Source organism: Citricoccus sp. SGAir0253, assembly GCF_005877055.1.
In the GTDB taxonomy this organism is placed as follows: domain Bacteria; phylum Actinomycetota; class Actinomycetes; order Actinomycetales; family Micrococcaceae; genus Citricoccus.
Genome location: NZ_CP039424.1, coordinates 2,539,542 through 2,553,335 on the forward strand (window position 1 = coordinate 2,539,542; position 13,794 = coordinate 2,553,335).

Here is a 13,794-nt window from a genome sequence, read left to right on the forward strand (position 1 = left end):
GGCGGACCGGGCGGCCGGCGACCGCGGGCGTCACGGGCCCGCGCCCGGGGACTCAGTCGTCGGTGGCGTCGCGCAGCAGGCGCAGGACGGGCCGGCCGGGACGGGCCGGGGCGTCACCCGTGAGCGGCTCGGGGCGCGGGCCGGCGTCGGGACCGGTGCCGCGGCGCACCGCGGGCGGCGTGGCGGCGGGCTCGTCCCGCGGCTCGGGCTCGCGCACGGCGTGCGCCAGGGCCAGCAGGTCGTCGGGCTCCGGCGCGGGGACGGCCGGGGTGCCCCCGGGGGCCTCGATGCGCAGGATCTCCCAGCCCCGCGGGGCCGTGAGCGTGCGCGCGTGGCGCTCGCACAGGTCGTAGGTGTGCGGCTCCGCGAGCCGGGACATGGGGCCCAGCACCACCGTGGAGTCGGCATAGTTGTACGTCAGCGTTGCCACGGCCGCCGTCCGGCAGCTGGTCTTGGAGCACTGGCGCATCGATCCCACGGCAGACCAGCCTACCCCCGCTTCCCCGGGCAGGCATGGAGGCCGCCCCGGTACACACCGGGGCGGGGCGGGACTAGCATCGAGTCATGATGTCCTTCGATCCGATCGTGGTCACCGCTCCCGGCGGGAACGGCGGGGAACCGGTCCGGACGCCGGAGGGCCGCTCGCCGCGGCGCGACCGCCGGGGCCGCGGGCTGCGCGGTCCGCTGATGCCGGCCGCCCTGCCCGCCGCGCGCACGCGCAACGAGCGGTTCGAGGACCACCTGCAGGCCGCCGTGGACCGGCTCGCGGAGCTGTGCGGCCCCGCGGTCGAGCAGGCGCGCTTCCGCGCCACCATGGTCCCCGAGGACCTGGAGCGCCGCCTGGAGCTCGTGCGCGCCTGGGGCAGCGAACTCGTCGAGGAGCCCACGGGCACGGCGCGCCGCGACCCGGACGGCACCGTGGTGATCACCATCCACCGCCGGCCCGTCGAGGCCCGGTGCCCCATCCCCTCGCTGCTGCCGGACGCCGTCTACGGGGCGGTCGTGGAGCAGTGGGCCGCACTCACCGGGGTGTCCCCGGAGTCCGTGGACCCCGACTACCACTGGTAGGGCGCGGACCGGCGGATCCCGGCGCGCCGCGCCCGGCCCGCGCCGGGCGCGGCCGGCACCGCCGCCGGCCGTGACGGGCCGGACCCGTCAGTAGCCCACGCGCACCGGCAGGCCCCCCGAGCGCTCGGCGCGGGGCACCACCGGATAGGCGGAGATGCCGTCCGCCGTCCGCACCGAGACGCCCGCGTGCACGAGTCCCCCGGTGGTGGTCAGCAGCACGCCGGCCACGGTCTCGTCCCCCGCGGCCAGGTCCCGCGCGGCGAGGGCACGGGACGACCGCGGGTCCAGCGCGCGCTCCACGGGTTCCCCCAGGGACCCGTCCGCCAGCACGGGGGTGACCTGCACGGCGCCGCCCTCCGCCGAGGACAGCACGAGCGTGGCGTCGGCGCCCTCCGGGAACGCGACCGCCCGCTCCACCCCGAGCGGGCGGACGGCGGACACCGAGGAGGTGTCCAGCGGACCGCCGGGCCGGCCGGACTGCCCCTGGGCGCTGGCCACCACGGGCTCGTCCGCGGTGACCGTCACGGTGTAGGTGCCGGTCTCCAGGCCCTCCAGGGGGACGCGGACGGTGGAGCCGGCGGCGATCTCCACCTCGCCGACCCCCTCCAGTTCGACCGGGCCGTCCGCCCCGGCCACGGTGACCTCCGCGGTCGTCGCCACCGTGGGTGCGGCGATCGTCACGGCCGGGGACACGCCCCCGTGGCCGTCCTGCGCCGCGACCTCGCGCACCGCGCGGGGGGAGGGCACGAGCACCCCGGGCATGACCGCCCGCGGCGCGGGCGCGGCCGTCGGCTGGATGACGTCCACGCCCCCCGGGGTGACGCCGAACAGCCGGCTGTGCTGCACCACCGCGCCCACGGCGCCGCCCCGGGCGCTCACGCGCACCGCGAGGTGCTCCTCGTCCGGGGCGAGGCCGCCGAGGACGATCGAGCGGTCCTCGCCCGGCCCGAGCACCAGGCCGGCGGTGCCCGGCGCCTCCACGGGCCCCTCGGCGCCGTACAGGCTCACGTCCACGGTGCTGGCGGAGGCCGAGGGGTTGGACAGCGTGAGCACGGCCGTGGAGCCGGCCGCCGTCCCGGCCCCCGTCAGCCAGAGCTCGTGTCCCGGGGCGGTGCACGCGCTCGCGTCGGCCCCGGCGAGGTCGCCGTCGGCCGCGGAGTACAGGGTGACGGCGTCCGCCACGGCGGACTGCCCACCGAGGGGCTCGACCGTGACGGCCGCCGCGCCCCCGTCCTCGCCGCCCGGGTCGGCGAGGGTCTCCACGCCGGCCCGGCGCACGGGCACGCCGTCCGGCCCCGAGGTGGCCGGCTCGCCCTGCTGGACCCGTTCCGGCTGCCCCCTCGTCAGCGGCTCCGCCCCGCCGTCCCCGCCGGCCGTGGCCAGCGGTCCCGCGGAGCTGCCGGGCAGGCGCCCGGCCAGGTCGGACAGCAGCACGGCGCTGAGCCCCGAGCGGGCCGTCGTGGACACGGGGCTGAACTGCGCATCCGTCCCCTCCGCGGCGCCGCGGGGCAGCCGGGGCGCGGGCGCGCACACGCCGACGTCCGGCGCGGCGGAGAGCCGGGCCGGGGCGGCGGTGCCGTCCACCGCCGGCGGGGCCGGCGCGGCGAGGCTGCCGGCCGCCACGGCGCCGGCCACGAGGAGCACGACGCCGGTCCCGGCCAGTCCCGCGCCGATCCTCCCCCGCCGGCCGAGCCCGCGCTCGTGCGCCGCGAGGGCGGCCCGGCGCCGCCGGTCCCGCTCTGCGGCGGCGCGCTGTCCCTTGAGCTGCCCGCGGCTGGCGGGCGGGGTGGGCTCGTCCGGTCGGCTCATCGTGCCGTGGTCCTCTCCTCGTCGCCGGCGCGGACGGCGTGCGACCCCGCCGGTCCGGGCGCCGGGGCCGGCGCCCCCGGTCCGGCCGGGCGCTGCGCGTCGACCGGCCCCTCCGGGTCGTCCGCGTCGTCGTCCGCCCAGTCGTCCCCGGGTCCGCCGAGCTCGCCCTCGAGGTCCTGCCAGGGCCGCGCGGGGCCGGCGAGCGGGGCGCGCGGGCGGGCGTCCGAGCGGCGGGCCGGCGAGGGGACCGCGAGCAGGGTGGCGAGCAGGAGCAGCACGGCAGGGACCCACCAGGCCCAGGAGACGGCGCTGGCGGACTGCTGCCAGACCACCAGCCGGCCGCCCTCGGCGGGCAGCTCGAAGGCCTGGGCCCACTCCCCCTCGGCCACGGGCGCGCGCTCCAGCGGCGTGCCGTCCAGGGTCGCGTGCCAGCCCGGGTCCGCGCGCTCGGCGAGCACGAGCCGGCGCTCCCGGCCGTCCTCGCCCGCCGCGATCCGGGTGTCCACCCGGCCGTCCCGGCGGGCCACGAGCTGGGTCGTGTCCCCCGCCGCGTCCTCGATGCGCACGCGCGCTGTGGTGAAGCCCAGGCGGTCCCGCAGTCCGTGCTCCCCGGCCACGGGGATCCCGCCGTCCCGGTCCGGCACCACGCGCCACAGCCAGCCGGAGTCGGTCAGGCCCACGGGAGCCAGCCCGGGAACCGCGTCGATGGACGCCGCGGTGGCCGCCTCCCGGCCGTCGGGGTCGCGCAGCACCACGAACGCGGCGCCGAGGGACTCCAGGGCGGGGCGCGGGTCCGCCGTCGTGCCCGAGACCAGTCCGGCGGCGAGGCTGCGCAACTGCTCGTCGGCCGCGTCCGGCGCCGCCGGGCGCGGGTCGGTGAGCGGCCCGGCCAGGGAGCGGGCCGCCCAGCCGGCGCTGAGCCGGTCCAGGGACGGGCCGGAGCCGGCGGCCAGGCCGGCGCGAAGCTCCTCGGCGCCGCGTTCCAGCACGAGCGTGCGCGTGGCGAGGGCGCTGGTGCCCTGGTCCGCGGCGGTGGCGGGGATCAGGCGCACGGGGCTGGGCGCCACCTCCGAGCCGGCGCCCAGCCCGGAGAGCTCCGGGGAGTGCTCCCCCGCAGCGGCGCGGGACTGCAGGGCGGCGGCGCCGGCCGCCTCCAGGTCCCCGCCGGGCAGGGTCCGCGGCAGGGTCCACAGTCCGGCGGCCAGGAGCACCGAGCACGCCCCGGCCGCCCCCAGCATGGCCAGGGCGGCGCGCAGTGGCACCCGGGCGCCGCGGTACCCGTTGAGCCCGGAGACCGCAGCGAGCAGCACGCCCATCGCCGCCAGGGAGGTGAAGGGGCCGGTGGAGACGGTCACGAGCCGCCCGTCGGCCGCCAGCGAGGTGGCGACCAGGGGCGCGAGCGTCCCGCCGGCGAGGGCCACGAGGGCCACGAGCAGCCCGGCCCGGGCCAGCCGGCCGGCCCGGCCGCGCCGCACCGCGCCCGCGGCCGCCATGGCCAGCGGGGGGGCGCCGAGGACGAGGGCCGCGGCCAGCGCCCACGGGGTCCCCGGGACCCACGCGTCCAGCCACGGCAGGGCGAGCAGCCCGGAGTCCGGGGCGAAGGCCTCGGGGAAGCCGAGCACCTGCTGCCACGGCGCGGCGGGCGCGGAGGCCTGCGGGACGCCGGGGTCCCCGAGCACGGCGCGCAGGTCGGTCCAGTGGGCCAGCAGCACGGGCAGGAACAGCGCGAGGGCCGGCAGCGGGGTCCACCACAGGGTGCGGCCGCGGCGGCGCAGCACGGCGGCGAGCACGAGCACGGCCGCCACGAGCGGCGGCAGCAGGGCCGGGGCCGCGGCGCCGAGCCCGGCCAGCAGCAGGGCGGTCCAGCCCGAGGCCGTCCAGGACACCACGCCGCGCCGGCCCGGGCGGGGACGGGCGTCCACGGCGTGGCCCTCGGGGTCCGGGCGGCGGGGGGCCGCGGACCCGGTGGCGTGGATGACGGCCAGGGCGAGCCACGGCAGGGCCAGGTGGACCAGGAGGGACCCGGGACGGCCCTGCCCGGAGGCGGTCACCAGCGCCGGGGACAGCCCCCACAGCAGCCCGGCCAGGACCCGCACGCCGCGGCCGCGCTCCACCGCGCCGGCGGCGAACCACGCTCCCGCGCCGGCCAGCGGCATGGCCAGGACCGTGAGCCACGCGAGGACGGCCGAGCCGTTGCCGGTGGCGCCCAGCACCGCGAGGACCAGGCCGAAGGGCCCGGGCTGGACGGGCGCGCCGACGCCGGCCGGGGCCCAGCCGTCGGTCGCGTGCCGCCACAGCTCCGCGGGGCTCCCGGACACGGGCAGCAGCGACCCGCCGGCCAGGGCGGGCGCGCCCAGCAGGTGGCGCGTCCCGGCGATCGAGAGCGCCGCGAGCAGGAGCACCACGGCCACCAGGCCGGTGCCGACCCAGTTGCGCCCCGGGGTGGCCAGCGCGGTGAAGTCGTCGTGCCCGCCGGTGGCCTCCGTGCCGGTGCCGGTCGAGCCGGTGCCGTCGCCGATGACCTCCTCGACCGACTCGAGCTCCAGCACGCTGCGCCGGTGGGAGCGGACCTGCCGGCGGCCGGCGCGCAGCGGGGCCACGACGCCGCGGGGGGCGGTGCGCGTGCGCCGGGCCTGCGCCCGGGCGCGGGCCAGCGGCACGGGCCGCACGAGGGTGCGCAGGGTCCCCGCCAGTCGCGCGGCCCCGCGACCGGGCTCCTTGGCGAGCAGGGACCCGGCGAAGCCGGCGATGCCGGCCAGGAGGGACCAGGCCCAGAGGAGGGGCACGGCCAGCGGCCGGGCATGCTTGAGGCGGAGCCAGACCGAGGACTCCCGCAGGGCCGCGGGGCCGGCGTACAGCCCCTCGCCCTCGGCGGCGTGCCGGACGACGGCGCCCGGGACCACGACCACGCGGTGCCCGGCCAGCCGCGCGCGCCAGCACAGGTCGACGGCGGCCGCCGGCGCCGGCGCGGCGGGATCCGGGCCGCGCAGGGCGTCCCACACGTCCGCGCGCACGAGCAGCCCGGGGGCCGAGACGGCGAAGACGTCGGTGCGCGCATCGTACTGGCCCTGGTCGAGCTCCCCGGGCTCGATGAGGCTGATGGGCTCGCCGGCGCCGGTCACGGCCAGCCCCACGTCGAGCAGGTGGCGGGGCCGGTCCAGCTCGACCTGCTTGCAACCGGCGACGGTCACCGACGGGGAGGCCTCCACGACCCCGAGCAGCCGCTCCAGGGCGGCGGGGTCGGCCAGCGCGTCGTCGTGCATCCACCACAGCCAGTGGGCCGCGGCCTCGCGGCCGGGGTCGGCCTGGTGGCCGGCCGGGGCGCCGGTCGCGGCCAGGAGCCCGGCCACCGCGGGGACGGGACCGTGCAGGAACGCGGCCGGCACGCCGGCGTCGTCGGCGAGGCGGGCCACCTCGTCGCGGACCGCGTGGAGGGGCTCACCGAGCCCACCGTCGCCGCCACCGTCACCGCCGCCTGCCGCGCCGGCGAGCACGGTGACGAGGCGGTCCGGGAGGCGCCGCTGGGCCAGCAGGGAGCGCACGGCGTCGGCCGCCATGCCGGGCCGTCGGTCCACGACCACCACCGCGGTGACGTGCTGGGCCCGGGCCCCCGGGACGGCGGCGTGGCCCGGGGCGGTGGCGGTGGCGGGGATCAGACCGACCGCTTCCGCAGCCGGCGCCTCTCACGCTCGGACAGCCCGCCCCAGATGCCGAAGCGCTCGTCGTTGCCGAGCGCGTACTCGAGGCACTCGCTGCGCACGGTGCAGGCGCTGCAGACCTTCTTGGCGTCGCGCGTGGAGCCGCCCTTCTCGGGGAAGAACGCCTCGGGGTCGGTCTGGGCGCACAGGGCGTCCACCTGCCAGGCCAGCTCACCGTCCACGTCGCGCGGGTCGGCCAGTCCGGGCAGGCCCAGCCACGCGGCGGGCGCCGCGGGGGCCTCCCGCGGGCGCTCCGGGGCCCCGCCCGGGTGCAGGGCGGTGACGGTGGCGGCGGCGCCGTCCTCGTCGGGGGTCTCCGCGTCGTCGCGGTCCGCATGGGCGTCCAGCAGGGCCGTGGCCCGGTCCTCGAGGCTCAGGCCGGAGTCCAGCCGCCGGGCGGCCTCCGGGTCGGCGGGGTCCAGGAACCAGTCGGCCGGCACCGCCCGTCCCGCGTACGGCGCGTCCAGGGTCCGGGTGCTGCGCGTCTCCTCCACCTGCTGGGCATTCTCCATGTGCTTCCTCCCCGTACTCACGCTGGCCGTCCCCCACCGGGATCTCCGGCGACGGGGACGCGGACCGGGTTCCAGGCACACGCCAGCCGACCCCCCGTCTCCGCCGTCCGGCCCCCTCCGGGCACGAACGGAACCACCGGCCGGGCCTGGGCACCGGTCGGTGGCGGAGAACAGTGGTGGGCGGTGGGAAGCGCCGTGGTCACCTTGACCGTTCCGCTTGAATTACATCGGTGTGACTCACGGTTCGTCAAACCGGCGCGGCACAATGTGGAGCGGCGATCGGCGGCGCCAGAACCGACACGCCGAGCCCACGTCGGCCCTGCCCGGCGTGTTGCCCCGGAGGCCCGTCCGGGGCCGTCCACGACGTCCCGAAAGGACAGGTTCCCATGGTCTCACTCGGATCCCCCTCCCGCCCCGGCGGCGGCCCGGCCGACTGGTTCGGGCTCGTGGCCGCCTCGCCGCGTCCCGCGGTGGTGGACTACGCCACCGGCGGGGACCGGGTGGAGCTCTCCGGCCGGGTGCTGGCCAACTGGGCGGCCAAGACCGCCAACCTGCTCGACGCCGAGGGCCTGGGCACCGGGTCCACCGTCGTCCTGGACCTGCCCGCGAGCTGGATGCCGCTGGCGGTGCTCCTGGGGGCCGCGCGGGCCGGCGTCGGGATCGGGTATGCGGGCCCGGGCGGGGCCGGCGCCGACCTGGTGGTCACCGACGACGCGGGCGCCTGGGCCGCCGCGCCCTCCGAGCTGTGGTCCGTCCCGGCCGGCGGGATCGGCGGGGGCGCGGCCGGCGGGACGGACGGCGACGCCGGCGCCGCCCCGCTGCCGGCCCACGCCCTGGACTACGCCGCGGAGGTCCGCGTGCAGGGCGACCGGTGCGCCCTGCCGATGCCGCCCGGCACCCTCGCGGGGCTGGTCGCGGGGCCGGCCGGGGCAGCCGAGGACGCGACCGGGGCGGACCGAGACGGGGCCGGGGCGGACGCGCGCTGGTCCCGCCGCGAGCGCGGCCTCGTGGTGGCCGCACGGGCGGGCCGCCTGGACGCGGCGCTGGCGCGGGCCGCCGCGGAGGCCTGGGGCCGGGGGCTGCCGGTCGTGCTCGTGCCGGCGGAGCGGGCGGACGACGAGGCGGTGGCCGGGATCGTCACGGCGGAGCGGCTCGGGGACGCCACGGCCCGGTGACCGGGGCGCGGCGTGCGGACGTGGCATCCGGGGGTCGCGGGAAGGCGCGCGGCGTCAGTCGGCGGAGTCGGCCCGCGCGGTGGCGGCACGGTCGCCCGGCACCGTGCTGGCCCGGGGGGCCGCTCGGAGACCGCGCGGGGCGTCCCGGGGGCCCCGGGGCCCGTCGGCCCCGGGGGCCGTGACCACGGGCAGCTGGCCCGTCAGCCGTTCCCGGTCGTGGGCGAAGTCCGGGTCGGCGTCCAGTTCCTCGGTGAAGACCCAGAACCGGTAGGCGAAGAACCGGAAGATCGTGCCCAGCACGAGGCCCACCACGCTGCCGGCGATGAAGATGCCGGTGGTGGAGGTGACGCCCAGCCAGTACTGCGCCACGAACACGCACGCGGCCGCGATGCCCATCCCGATCACGTTCATCACGGCGAACAGCACGAGCTCGCGCACGACGTTGCTCTGCCGGCGGTGCCGGAAGGTCCAGAACCGGTTGGCCGCCCAGGAGAAGATGGTGGCGACCACGCTGGCCACCACCTTGGACTTGACGTTGCTGCCCTCCATGGGCCCGTCCATGAGCCACAGGAAGATGCCGGAGTCCACCACGAAGGCGGCGGCCCCGACCGCGCCGAACTTGGCGACCTCCCGCCACAGCAAGGCGACCAGGGCCACGAGGCGTTGCCACAGGGTGCTGATCATGGGCGTGGAGGGGCTCCTCGGTGGGCGGCGGGCGTACCCGCACACTGTAGACGGCTTTCCTCCCCGTTTCCTGACAGGTCCGGGGCGGGGACGGTGGCCGACGGGCGGGCCCCGCGGTGATGGGTACCCTTGGTGCGTGACTTTTCCTGTGATCGGAGTAGTGGGCGGCGGCCAGCTGGCCCGGATGATGGCCCCGGCGGCCACGGCACTGGGGGTGCGCCTCAGGGTGCTCGCCGAGGGCGCCGACGTGTCCGCCACCACCGCGGCGCCGTGCGTGGTCGGCGACTACCGGGACCTCGAGACCCTGAAGGACTTCGCCGCGACCGTGGACGTGGTCACCTTCGACCACGAGCACGTCCCGGCCGAGCACCTGCGCGTCCTCGAGGCGGCCGGGGTGAACCTGCAGCCGGGCCCCGAGGCGCTGCAGTACGCCCAGGACAAGCTGCTGATGCGCCAGGCCTGCGACCGGCTGGGCCTGCCGAACCCGGAGTGGGCCGCCGTCGCCACCGTGGCCGAGCTCGTGGCGGCGGGCGACCGGATCGGCTGGCCGGTGGTGCTGAAGACCCCGCGCGGGGGCTACGACGGCAAGGGCGTGCGGGTGCTGGACTCCGCCGCCCAGGCCGAGGACTGCCGCGACTGGTTCGCCCTGGGCTTCGAGGCCCTGCTGGTGGAGCAGAAGGTGGACTTCTCCCGCGAGCTCTCCGCCCAGGTGGCCCGCACGCCCTCCGGGACGACCGCGTCCTACCCCGTGGTCGAGTCCGTCCAGACGGACGGCGTCTGCGACCTCGTCACCGCCCCGGCCCCGGGGATCGATCCGCGCACCGCGCAGGCCGCCGAGGAGGCGGCCGTCACCCTCGCCGAGGGACTGGGCGTGACCGGGATGCTGGCCGTGGAACTGTTCGAGACCCCCGGCGTGGGCCCGGGCTTCATGGTCAACGAGCTGGCCATGCGCCCGCACAACTCGGGGCACTGGTCCATGGACGGCGCCGTGACGGGCCAGTTCGAGCAGCACGTGCGTGCGGTGCTCGACCTCCCGCTGGGGTCCACGGACACGCTCGGGGCGTTCACCGTCATGAAGAACTACCTCGGCGGCGCCAACGAGGACCTCTACTCCGCCTTCCCGACGGCCATGGCCGCCTACCCGGAGGCCAAGGTCCACGCCTACGGCAAGTCGGTGCGCCCGGGGCGCAAGATCGGGCACGTGAACGTCGTCGCCCCGCTGGCCGAGGACCTCGACGCGGCCCGCGAGGCCGCCGAGGGCGCGGCCGCGATCATCCGCGACGGCCACCGGGCCCAGAACGAGCCCGGGGCCCAGCCGGCCCCGGACGAGCACGACGAGCACCAGGAGCAGCGATGACCGGCACGGACGAGCAGCACGCAGGGACCACCGGCCCGGCCCGGGTGGCGGTGGTGATGGGCTCCGACTCGGACTGGCCCGTCATGCAGGCGGCCGCCGAGGCCCTGGAGGAGTTCGGCATCGCCTACGAGGCCGACGTCGTCTCCGCCCACCGCATGCCGCACGAGATGGTGGACTTCGGCACGCGGGCCCACGAGCGCGGCATCCGGGTGGTCATCGCCGGCGCCGGCGGCGCCGCCCACCTGCCCGGCATGATCGCCTCCACCACCCCGCTGCCGGTGATCGGCGTCCCGGTGCCGCTGAAGATGCTCGACGGCATGGACTCCCTGCTGTCGATCGTGCAGATGCCGGCCGGCGTCCCGGTGGCCACCGTCTCCATCGGCGGGGCCCGCAACGCGGGGCTGCTCGCCGCCCGCATCCTGGCCGCCGGCGAGGGCGCCGAGGCCGCCCGGCTGCGCGAGCGCCTCACCGTCTTCGCGGCGGAACTGCGGGACACGGCCACCGCCAAGGGCGCCCGCCTGCGGGACTCGCTCACCGGCCGGCCCGGCTACCGCGCGCCAGCCACCCCGGCCGACCGGTCATGACCGGCCGCGCCGTCGGCCCCTCCCCCGCCGGCGGCGGGGACCCCGTGCGCGCACCGGAGACGGCGAGCGTCCCGCAGCGCGGCAAGCGGGCCTGGATCCTGCTCGCGCTCACCCTCCTGGTCCCCGGCGGGGCTCAGGTGGTGGCCGGCGACCGCCGGCTCGGCCGGGCGGCCCTGCGCGTGACCCTGGCCGTGTGGGCCGTGCTGCTCGCCGCCCTCGTCCTGTTCCTCGTCCAGCGGGACCTGCTCCTGCGCCTGGCGGCGGACCCCACGTGGCAGCTCGGGGGCATCATCGTCCTGGCCGCGCTGGCGATCGGCTGGGCGGTGCTGTGGGTGGACACCCTGCGGCTCGTCCGCCTCCGACTGCTGGCCCCCGGGATGCGCCCCCTCGTGGCGGCCTGCTCCGTCCTGGCGCTGGTGGCCACCTCCGGCGTCCTGGGCTACGGCTCGTGGGCCGTGAACGCCGGGCGCAACGCGCTGGGCTCCATCTTCGAGGCCGGGCCGGCGATCGAGCCGGTCGACGGCCGCTACAACTTCCTGCTGATGGGCGGGGACGCCGGCGAGGGCCGGCTGGGCCTGCGCCCGGACTCGATCCACGTGGCCTCCATGAACGCGCGCACCGGCCACACGATCGTCTTCTCCCTGCCCCGCAACTTCCAGAACGCGCAGTTCACCGAGGACTCGCCGCTGTGGCAGGCCTACCCCGAGGGCTTCGACTGCGGCGACGAGTGCATCCTCAACGCGCTCTACGTGGACGTCAACGAGAACCACCGCGATCTCTACCCGGACGCCGAGGACCCCGGGGCCGAGGCGATGAAGGACGCCGCCGGCGGCATCCTGGGGCTGGAGGTCCAGTCCTACGCGCTCGTGGACATGGGCGGCTTCGCCCAGCTCATCGACGCCATGGGCGGGGTCACCGTGACCTCCGGCGGCTGGACCACGTACCGCGGCACCCGCCCGGACGGGCAGTGGGGCAACGCCTGGTGGGGCCCCGGCACGTACACCTTCGACGGCGAGGACGCCCTGGCCTTCGCCCGGTCGCGGCACTTCTCCACGGACTACTCCCGGATCCGCCGCCAGCAGTGCATCCAGTCGGCCATGCTGGCCCAGTTCAACCCCCAGACGCTGGTCACGCGCTTCCAGGGCATCCTCGACGCCGGCGAGCAGATCGTCGAGACGGACCTGCCGGGCCAGCAGCTCGGGACGTTCGTGGGCCTGGCCTCCAAGGCCCGGTCCCAGGAGATGGGCCAGCTGACCATCGGCCCGCCCGACTTCGGCAGCCAGGGCGACCAGTTCACCACCTACCCGGACTTCGAGCTGGTCCACCAGCGCGTCGGCGAGATGCTCGCCGAGGACGGCACCCCGCAGGCCGCCGGCGGGATGCCCGCGCCGCTGCTGGTCGTGGACGCCGCCGCCGGCGTCCTCGCCGGGGCGGCCCCGGACCCGGCCGGCTCGGAGGGCTCCGGCCCCGCCGACTGGCCGGAGCCGCCGCGTCAGCCCGACGGCGACCCCATCGACCCCGAGTGGCTCATGTACCTCGAGGACACCGGCCAGATCGGCCTGCTCGAGGAGGCCGCGAAGACCAACCACCTCTGCGTGGCCGGCACCGGCTGAGCCGGCGGGCCGCGTGCCGTCGCAGATCGATAGGCTGGAGGAATGTTCCTGCTCCGCAACGCCGTCCGTGACTATGCCTGGGGATCGACGACCCTCCTGGCGGGGTTGCAGGGGCGCACCCCGACCGGGCGGCCCGAGGCGGAGGTGTGGATGGGCGCCCACCACGGCGCGCCCTCCGGCGCCGTCCCGGTGGACGCGCCCGCCGGGGACCCCGTCCCGCTGGACGAGCTCATCGCGCGGGACCCGCAGGCGATGCTGGGCGAGGCCGCCCGCTTCGGCCGGCTGCCGTACCTGGTCAAGCTCCTCGCCGCCGGGCGTCCCCTGTCCATCCAGGCCCACCCCACCCTGGACCAGGCGCGCGCCGGCCACGCGGCCGAGGAGGCCGCGGGCATCCCGGTCGACGCCGCCCACCGCAACTACCGGGACGACAACCACAAGCCCGAGATGGTCGTCGCGCTCACGCCCTTCGCCGCGCTGTGCGGCTTCCGGACGCCCCAGCACGCCGCCGCCTCCTTCGAGCGGCTCGCCGCCGTGCTGGCCGACCACGCCGACGGCGGGGGTGCGGACCCGGCCCACGCCGTGGCCGGCCTCGCCGCGCGCCTGCGCGCCGGCGCCATCGACGAGGCGTTCTGCGCCCTGCTGGACCCCGCCGGTCCCTGGGCCGGGGGCGACGCGGTGGCGGCCGCCGTCGCCGCCCTGCGGGACGCGCCCTCCGTCCTGGCGGAGGACCTGAACCTGTCCACCGCCGTGGGCATCGCCGGGCACTGCCCGCGCGACCCCGGCGTGCTCGTGTCCGTGCTGCTCAACCGCGTGGACCTCGCCCCGGGCCAGGCCATCCACCTGCCGGCCGGCAACGTGCACGCCTACCTGCACGGGCTCGGCCTGGAGGTCATGGCCGCCTCGGACAACGTGGTGCGCGGCGGGCTGACCCCCAAGCACGTGGACGTGCCCGAGTTGCGCCGGGTGGTGCGCTTCGAGGCGCTGCCCGTCCCCTACTGCACGCCCGTGGCCGACGGGCCGGGCCATCTCCTGTTCCGGCCGCCGTTCGAGGAGTTCCAGCTGGAACGGTTCGACCTGCCGGACGCCGAGGGACGCACGCTCGCCGCGCGCGGACCGGTGATCGCGGTGTGCACGTCCGGGTCGGTGCGCGTCACCACCGGGGGCCAGGCCGGGCCGGAGGCGGTCCTGTCCGCCGGGGAGTCCGTCTTCCTCGGGGCAGCGGACGGCCCCGCCACCGTCCACGGGGTGGACGGGGACGGGGCCGCGACGCTGTTCTCCGTGACGCTGCCGTAGC

Annotated in this window: 11 protein-coding genes; 6 read left to right on the forward strand and 5 right to left on the reverse strand. The window is 78.0% G+C overall.

Going from position 1 to position 13,794, the window contains the following annotated elements:
• Positions 1–52: 52 nt before the first annotated feature.
• Positions 53–430 carry a DUF3499 family protein gene (locus tag E7744_RS11120; protein ID WP_371415340.1) on the reverse strand — a complete coding sequence of 126 codons (378 nt, stop codon included), beginning with the start codon at positions 428–430 and terminating at the stop codon, positions 53–55.
• A gap of 134 nt (positions 431–564) precedes the next feature.
• Between E7744_RS11120 and E7744_RS11125 the strand changes: the two genes are divergently transcribed.
• A complete protein-coding gene (locus E7744_RS11125; RefSeq protein WP_137774175.1) occupies positions 565–1,068 on the forward strand; it encodes a metallopeptidase family protein in 504 nt (167 codons plus the stop codon).
• Positions 1,069–1,155: 87 nt separating this feature from the next.
• Here E7744_RS11125 and E7744_RS15845 read toward each other — a convergent pair whose 3' ends face one another.
• The 3 genes from E7744_RS15845 to E7744_RS16210 all read right to left on the reverse strand — a co-directional run bounded on the left by E7744_RS15845 (position 1,156) and on the right by E7744_RS16210 (position 7,087).
• Positions 1,156–2,877: a DUF5719 family protein gene (locus E7744_RS15845; protein ID WP_168199807.1), complete on the reverse strand. Its 1,722-nt coding sequence runs from the start codon at positions 2,875–2,877 to the stop codon at positions 1,156–1,158.
• Positions 2,874–6,452 (reverse strand): glycosyltransferase, encoded by a 3,579-nt coding sequence (locus E7744_RS11135; protein WP_138424644.1) that lies wholly within the window; start codon positions 6,450–6,452, stop codon positions 2,874–2,876. The genes E7744_RS15845 and E7744_RS11135 overlap by 4 nt, the downstream gene beginning before the upstream one ends.
• Before the next feature lie 77 nt (positions 6,453–6,529).
• The gene (locus tag E7744_RS16210; protein WP_137774177.1) at positions 6,530–7,087 is read right to left on the reverse strand and encodes a WhiB family transcriptional regulator; all 558 of its coding nucleotides are present in this window, start codon (positions 7,085–7,087) and stop codon (positions 6,530–6,532) included.
• Positions 7,088–7,473: 386 nt separating this feature from the next.
• On the opposite strand from E7744_RS16210, the gene E7744_RS11145 reads away from it, so the two are divergent.
• Complete coding sequence (locus tag E7744_RS11145; RefSeq protein ID WP_137774178.1) at positions 7,474–8,262, forward strand: TIGR03089 family protein; 789 nt, start codon at positions 7,474–7,476, stop codon at positions 8,260–8,262.
• A 54-nt stretch (positions 8,263–8,316) separates the two neighbouring features.
• Here the strand turns inward: E7744_RS11145 and E7744_RS11150 are convergent, their stop codons facing one another.
• Positions 8,317–8,946: a GtrA family protein gene (locus E7744_RS11150; protein ID WP_246858417.1), complete on the reverse strand. Its 630-nt coding sequence runs from the start codon at positions 8,944–8,946 to the stop codon at positions 8,317–8,319.
• Positions 8,947–9,082: 136 nt separating this feature from the next.
• Here E7744_RS11150 and E7744_RS11155 point away from each other — a divergent pair, with 136 nt between their 5' ends.
• The 4 genes from E7744_RS11155 to manA are packed head-to-tail and all read left to right on the forward strand — an operon-like array spanning position 9,083 to position 13,793.
• Entirely contained in the window at positions 9,083–10,303 is a 1,221-nt protein-coding gene (locus E7744_RS11155; protein WP_137774179.1) for a 5-(carboxyamino)imidazole ribonucleotide synthase, read from the forward strand.
• Positions 10,300–10,887, forward strand: a complete 588-nt coding sequence (purE, locus tag E7744_RS11160; protein ID WP_137774180.1) for a 5-(carboxyamino)imidazole ribonucleotide mutase — start codon at positions 10,300–10,302, stop codon at positions 10,885–10,887. The genes E7744_RS11155 and purE overlap by 4 nt, the downstream gene beginning before the upstream one ends.
• Positions 10,884–12,500 (forward strand): LCP family protein, encoded by a 1,617-nt coding sequence (locus E7744_RS11165; protein ID WP_137774181.1) that lies wholly within the window; start codon positions 10,884–10,886, stop codon positions 12,498–12,500. Before purE ends, E7744_RS11165 begins: the two co-directional genes overlap by 4 nt.
• Positions 12,501–12,542: 42 nt before the next feature.
• Positions 12,543–13,793, forward strand: a complete 1,251-nt coding sequence (manA, locus tag E7744_RS11170; protein ID WP_137774182.1) for a mannose-6-phosphate isomerase, class I — start codon at positions 12,543–12,545, stop codon at positions 13,791–13,793.
• Position 13,794 lies beyond the last annotated feature (1 nt).

What these genes read in the sequence shown, in the direction of transcription:
- E7744_RS11125 (WP_137774175.1), top strand. Translation starts at nt 565, where the DNA reads ATGATGTCCTTCGATCCGATCGTGGTCACCGCTCCCGGCGGGAACGGC.
- E7744_RS15845 (WP_168199807.1), bottom strand. Translation starts at nt 2,877, where the DNA reads ATGAGCCGACCGGACGAGCCCACCCCGCCCGCCAGCCGCGGGCAGCTC.
- E7744_RS16210 (WP_137774177.1), bottom strand. Translation starts at nt 7,087, where the DNA reads ATGGAGAATGCCCAGCAGGTGGAGGAGACGCGCAGCACCCGGACCCTG.
- E7744_RS11145 (WP_137774178.1), top strand. Translation starts at nt 7,474, where the DNA reads ATGGTCTCACTCGGATCCCCCTCCCGCCCCGGCGGCGGCCCGGCCGAC.
- E7744_RS11150 (WP_246858417.1), bottom strand. Translation starts at nt 8,946, where the DNA reads ATGATCAGCACCCTGTGGCAACGCCTCGTGGCCCTGGTCGCCTTGCTG.
- purE (WP_137774180.1), top strand. Translation starts at nt 10,300, where the DNA reads ATGACCGGCACGGACGAGCAGCACGCAGGGACCACCGGCCCGGCCCGG.
- E7744_RS11165 (WP_137774181.1), top strand. Translation starts at nt 10,884, where the DNA reads ATGACCGGCCGCGCCGTCGGCCCCTCCCCCGCCGGCGGCGGGGACCCC.
- manA (WP_137774182.1), top strand. Translation starts at nt 12,543, where the DNA reads ATGTTCCTGCTCCGCAACGCCGTCCGTGACTATGCCTGGGGATCGACG.